The 4,859-nt window shown below is 73.8% G+C and carries 3 protein-coding genes; 2 read left to right on the top strand and 1 reads right to left on the bottom strand.

Translation table 11 applies throughout. The features are described from left to right. Positions 1–2,662, top strand: a 2,662-nt coding sequence (locus HW445_RS18630) for a SpoIIE family protein phosphatase (RefSeq protein WP_180222130.1), incomplete at its 5' end; no start/stop codon positions are given. Positions 2,663–2,690: 28 nt separating this feature from the next. Beyond that, on the top strand, positions 2,691–3,527 hold the full coding sequence (locus HW445_RS18625; RefSeq protein ID WP_180222129.1) for an SDR family oxidoreductase: 837 nt from the start codon (positions 2,691–2,693) through the stop codon (positions 3,525–3,527). Positions 3,528–3,663: 136 nt separating this feature from the next. Here HW445_RS18625 and HW445_RS18620 read toward each other — a convergent pair. Further along, a partial coding sequence (locus tag HW445_RS18620) for a phytase (protein ID WP_180222128.1) occupies positions 3,664–4,859 on the bottom strand: 1,196 nt, incomplete at its 5' end.

Raw genomic sequence — 4,859 nt, 5'->3', positions numbered from 1 at the left:
GTTCGACGGGCGGCGGCCGGACAGCGTCCCCGCCGCCCGTGCGTTCGTCAGGTCCGTCCTCGCCGCGACGGACCTGCCGCGAGAGACCCTCGAGACCGCCCAGTTGCTGGTCAGCGAGCTGGCGACCAACAGCTTCCTGCACGCCCGCACCGAGACCGAGGTGACGGTCCACGTCGACGAGAACCGCGTCCGCGTCGAGGTCGCCGACCGCCGGCCCGGCCTCATGCCGCTGCCCCGCGAGTGCCCTCCCAACGCCGGCACCGGCCGGGGCCTCGGCGTGGTCGCCGGACTCGCCGACCGGCACGGCGCCGACCAAGGGCGCCAGGAGAAGCGGGTCTGGTTCGAACTGCTGCGGCAGAACGGGAGCCCGGGAACGCCCTCCCACTGGGCCCCGCCCCGCCCGCTCACCGACGGCGACACCGCTCCCGTGGTGCTGATCGACCTGCCCGGAGCGCTGCACATCACCTCCCAGCAGCACCGGCACGCCGTCCTGCGTGAACTCTCCCTCGCCGGAGCCCTCGGCGACCGGCTGGGCGTCGACCCGGAGGACCTGCTCACCGCGCACGACACCAGCAACCTGCTCAGCGCCGCCATGCTCGCCGCCCTCGGAGGACGGCACGGCACCGCCGAGATCCGCACCGTCACCCTGTCCCTCCCCGCGGGCATCGGACCCACCGTCACGCTGCTGCGCCGGGTCCTGGAGACCGCGGAGGAGGCGAGCCGCGACGAACTGCTGCTCACCCGGCCCGGTCTCCCGCAGAGCCAGGCGTTGCAGGACTGGTTGTTCGACCAGATCACCGGACAGCTCGACGGCGCCCTGCCGACCGCCTGGACCATGGTGTCGCGCGACCCCTCCGCCAGCCCGCTGGACCTGATGCCCTGGGACAAGGAGGAGGTCCACACCAGCCGTCTGCCCACCGTCGTCGTCGACGACGACAACCTCATCGTCGCCGCCAACGTGCCCGCCGCCGATCTCCTCGGCTGGGACCCCGACGACCTCGTCGGCCGGTCCCTGACCGAACTGATCCCCGACCACCTGAGAGAACGCCACCTGGCAGCGTTCCACTCGCTGCTGCTGACCGGACAGCCCCGCATCCTCGGGCGGGCCGTGCCGCTGCCCGCACTTCACCGGGACGGTCACCTGGTGCCGGTCCGGCTGCTGATCCAGGCCCAGGAGATGTCCGACGGCCACACCGTGTTCATCGGCCAGATGGTGCCCCGCTCCACCGCCTTCGGACCGGAGCCCCGCCCCTCCCACCGCAGGCCGGTCGTCCGGCCGACCGGCCTTCCCGAACCCCCGGCCCCGCCGCACCGGCTCCCCCCGGAGGAGTCGCCGGAACTCCCGGAGTTCGGACGCCGCCCGGTGGCGGCCGTGGCCGCCCTGGCCGCCATGGACCGGCTCAGCCTGCTCGCCGACATCGGCCGCGAACTCGCCGACGCCTCGGAACTCGGACCGGGCCTGCACGCCGTCTGCGCACACCTGGTCAGGCGCCTGGCCGACTGGTGCGTCATCGACCTCCTCGACGGCGACTCGGTGGAACGCGTGGGCGTCATGCACCGTGACCCCGGCAGGATCGCGCCCGGCGGGCTGGAGGGCCGCCTGCCGCCCATCTCGGAGAGCGCGCGCGGCCCTCTCGCCCGTACCCTGCGCGGCGCCGGTCCCCTGCTGCTCGGCGGGGGCGTCCCGCCCCACCCCGGGGAGTGCGGCCTGGACTCCGGCTACCGGTCGCTCTTCAAGCGGTTCGGCGCCACCAGCGCCGTCGTCGCCCCGTTGCGCGCCCGTCGGCAGATCTTCGGCGCCCTCACCCTCGCCCGTGAGGACCCCGCGCACCCCTTCGTCGAGGACGACCTCGCCTTCATCGACGACCTGGTGCGCTCCGTCGCCCTCGCCGTCGAGAACCAGCGCCTCTTCGACGGAACCCGGTACGTCGCCGAACGGCTCCAGCGCGACCTGCTGCCCGTGCTGCCGCGGGTGCCCGGACTGGAGATCGACGCCAGCTACGCGACCTCCTCCGTCACCACCCAGATCGGCGGTGACTGGTACGACTGCTTCCGCCTTCCCGACGGGGACACCGCTCTGATCATCGGTGACATCGCCGGACACGACCTGGAAGCGGCGATCACCATGAGCCAGCTGCGCAGCATGCTGCGGGGCATCGCCCTCGACCGGCAGGAGCCGGCCGAGGAGGTGCTGAGCCGCCTGGACATGGCCGACCGGAGCCTGCGGTCGGCCACCACCGCCACCTGCGTCTACGGGAGGATGGCCGAACCGTCGCCCGGGGAGTGGGAGTTCCACTTCTCCTCCGCCGGGCACCTGCCTCCCCTCCTGGTGGACCCGGACCGGGGGGCGCGCCTGCTCGAAGGCGGCTCCGGGCTGATGCTCGGCACCGGCCACGACCTGCGCCGCGAGGGGGCCTCGGTGCCGATCCCCCACGGGGCGACACTGCTGCTCTACACCGACGGCCTGATCGAGCGACGGGGCGAGGACCTCGACGACTCCCTGCGGCGGCTCCAGGACCAGGCGGCCTCCCTGGCCCGCGAGCCGCTGGGCACCCTCTGCGACGAACTCCTGATCCGCCTGGGCGCCGACGCCACCGACGACATCGCCCTGCTGGCCGTGCGTCCGGTCCACACGGACGACACGGGACCGGACGGGGATTGACCACGCCCGGCGCGGTTACTCCGCCATCATGAACACCCCGAACACCACGCCCGCTCCCGGGGAACCCGGCAGCCGCAGGCCCGTCGCCCTGGTGACCGGCGCCTCCCGCGGCATCGGCTTCGAACTCGCCCGCCAGTTCGCCGAGCACGGCTACGACCTGCTGATCAACGCCGAGGAAGACGCCGTCGAGGACGCCGCCGGCCGCCTCCGGGAGACCGGCGCCGACGTGCGCACGGTCCGGGCCGACCTCCGCGACCCGGAGGGTGTCGCCCGGGTGGCCGCCGCCGCGGGCGAGTTCGCCGTGGACGTCGCGGCGCTCAACGCCGGCGTCGGCCGGGGCGGAGCCTTCGTGGACACCGACCCGGACGACGACCGCGAGGTCATCGACCTCAACGTCACCTCCACGGTGCTGCTCGCCAAGCCGCTGCTGCGGCGGATGGTGGAACGGGGCGAAGGGCGGATGCTCCTCACCTCGTCGATCGCCTCCCTGTCGCCCGGCTCCTTCCAGTCCGTCTACAACGCGTCGAAGTCCTTCGTGCAGTCCTTCGCCCAGGCGCTCCAGGAGGAACTGAAGGACACCGGCGTGACCGTGACCTCGTTCATGCCGGGCCCCACCGACACCGACTTCTTCCGCCGGGCGGGCATGGAGGACACCAGGATCGGGGCCATGGAGAAGGACGACCCCGCCCAGGTGGCCCGCCAGGCGTTCGAGGCCGTCACCAAGGGCCGCAGGAAGCTGGTCACGGGTTCGGCGCAGACCAAGGCCCAGGGGACGGTGCAGAAGGCATTGCCGGACAAGGTGAAAGGCCTGTTCCACCGGAAGATGGCGGAGCCGGGGACGGCCGGGGACGAGCAGTCCCGGTAGTCCCGGCTCCGCCCCCGGTCATCGGCCCGTCGGCACATCGGCACATCGGCCCATCGGCCCATCGACTCGTCCGCTCGTCCGCTCGTCCGCTCCTCCGCTCGTCCGCCCGCGCGGGCCCCGGCGGGCGTGTCGGTGCTCAGGAACGCCGCCCGCCCAGGGCCGCCTCGACGTCGGCGAGGTCGACGAACTTGAAGCCGGTCGCCTCCCGGTCGGTGTCCTCGGGGGAGACGTGACCGTCCTGCACCACCAGCAGCCCGTGCGGATACCGGCTGCCCAGCGGGGCGTCGAGGACGGCCGCGCCGTCGCACTCCTGCGCGCCGTCCAGCTCCTCGGACGCCGCCACCACCCGGAAACCGCCCACGTGCCGACCGCGCTCGTACACGGCGAAGGTGTCGTCGCCCTGACTGGACGCGAGCAGCCGGACCGCGCCGCCCGCGCCGCCGGGCAGCAGTGTCAGGCCCTCGACGTCGGCCGCGAGGCGGGTGCCGCCGAAGCCCGGGTCCGCACCGGCCGGGACGCACTCGTCGCTCTCCTCCTCGTACCTGGCCGGCACGCCGAACTCCCGCACCTTGTCCAGGAGTTCCGGTGTTCCCCGCAGGTCCGCGGAGAGCCGCCAGATGCCCACGTCCTCCTGGCCGGCGTACAGCGTGCCGGCCTGGGGATCCACCACCATGCCCTCGACCTGGGGCAGTTCGCCCGGCTCCCCGCACGGCGACCAGGAACCACCGCCGGGCAGGCGGAAGGCGGAGGGCAGCGCCACGGTCCGCACCGTGCGGTAGGTGACCGTGCCGGCCGCCGTGGCGCTCAGCTCCAGCAGCGCCACCTCCGTGGTCCCCGCCCGGCTGACCACGGCGTAGGAACGGCCGGTGCGGCGGTCGGTGTACGTGGCCAGACCGTAGGCGGTGCGTTCCTCGTTCACCTCCTCCTGCGAGGCGGTGAAGATCCGCGGAGCCCGCGCGTCGGTGACGTCGGTCAGCAGGGCGCCGGCGCTCCCGCCGCCGTCGATCCGGTAGAAGCGCAGCCGGTCGGTGCCGCGGTCGGTGGTCACGGCGACGTCCGCCCGGCCCCCGGCCAGCCGCAGACCGTGCAGCAGGTCCACGTTGTTGAACCGGCCCGGAGCGTCCCCGGGACTTGGGGCCGCGGGAGCGGCGACGGCCTGCACCTGCCGGGCGTCGAGGTCGTAGACGCGCAGTCCGCCCTCCTTCACCGCGGCGATCACCAGGCTGCGGTCGGGGTCGGCCGCGTTCCGCCAGATCGCCGGGTCGTCGGCGTCGGCGTTGCCGCCCTCCTCGTCGTCGAAGACCGCGGCGGTCTCCGCGCGGGGCGTGACAC

Source organism: Streptomyces sp. UH6 (genome assembly GCF_013421635.1).
Classification (GTDB): domain Bacteria; phylum Actinomycetota; class Actinomycetes; order Streptomycetales; family Streptomycetaceae; genus Streptomyces; species Streptomyces abyssomicinicus.
The sequence above is the reverse complement of the archived record's forward strand: the minus strand, read 5'-3'. Positions and strand labels throughout refer to the sequence as shown.

What these genes read in the sequence shown, in the direction of transcription:
- HW445_RS18625 (WP_180222129.1), top strand. Translation starts at nt 2,691, where the DNA reads ATGAACACCCCGAACACCACGCCCGCTCCCGGGGAACCCGGCAGCCGC.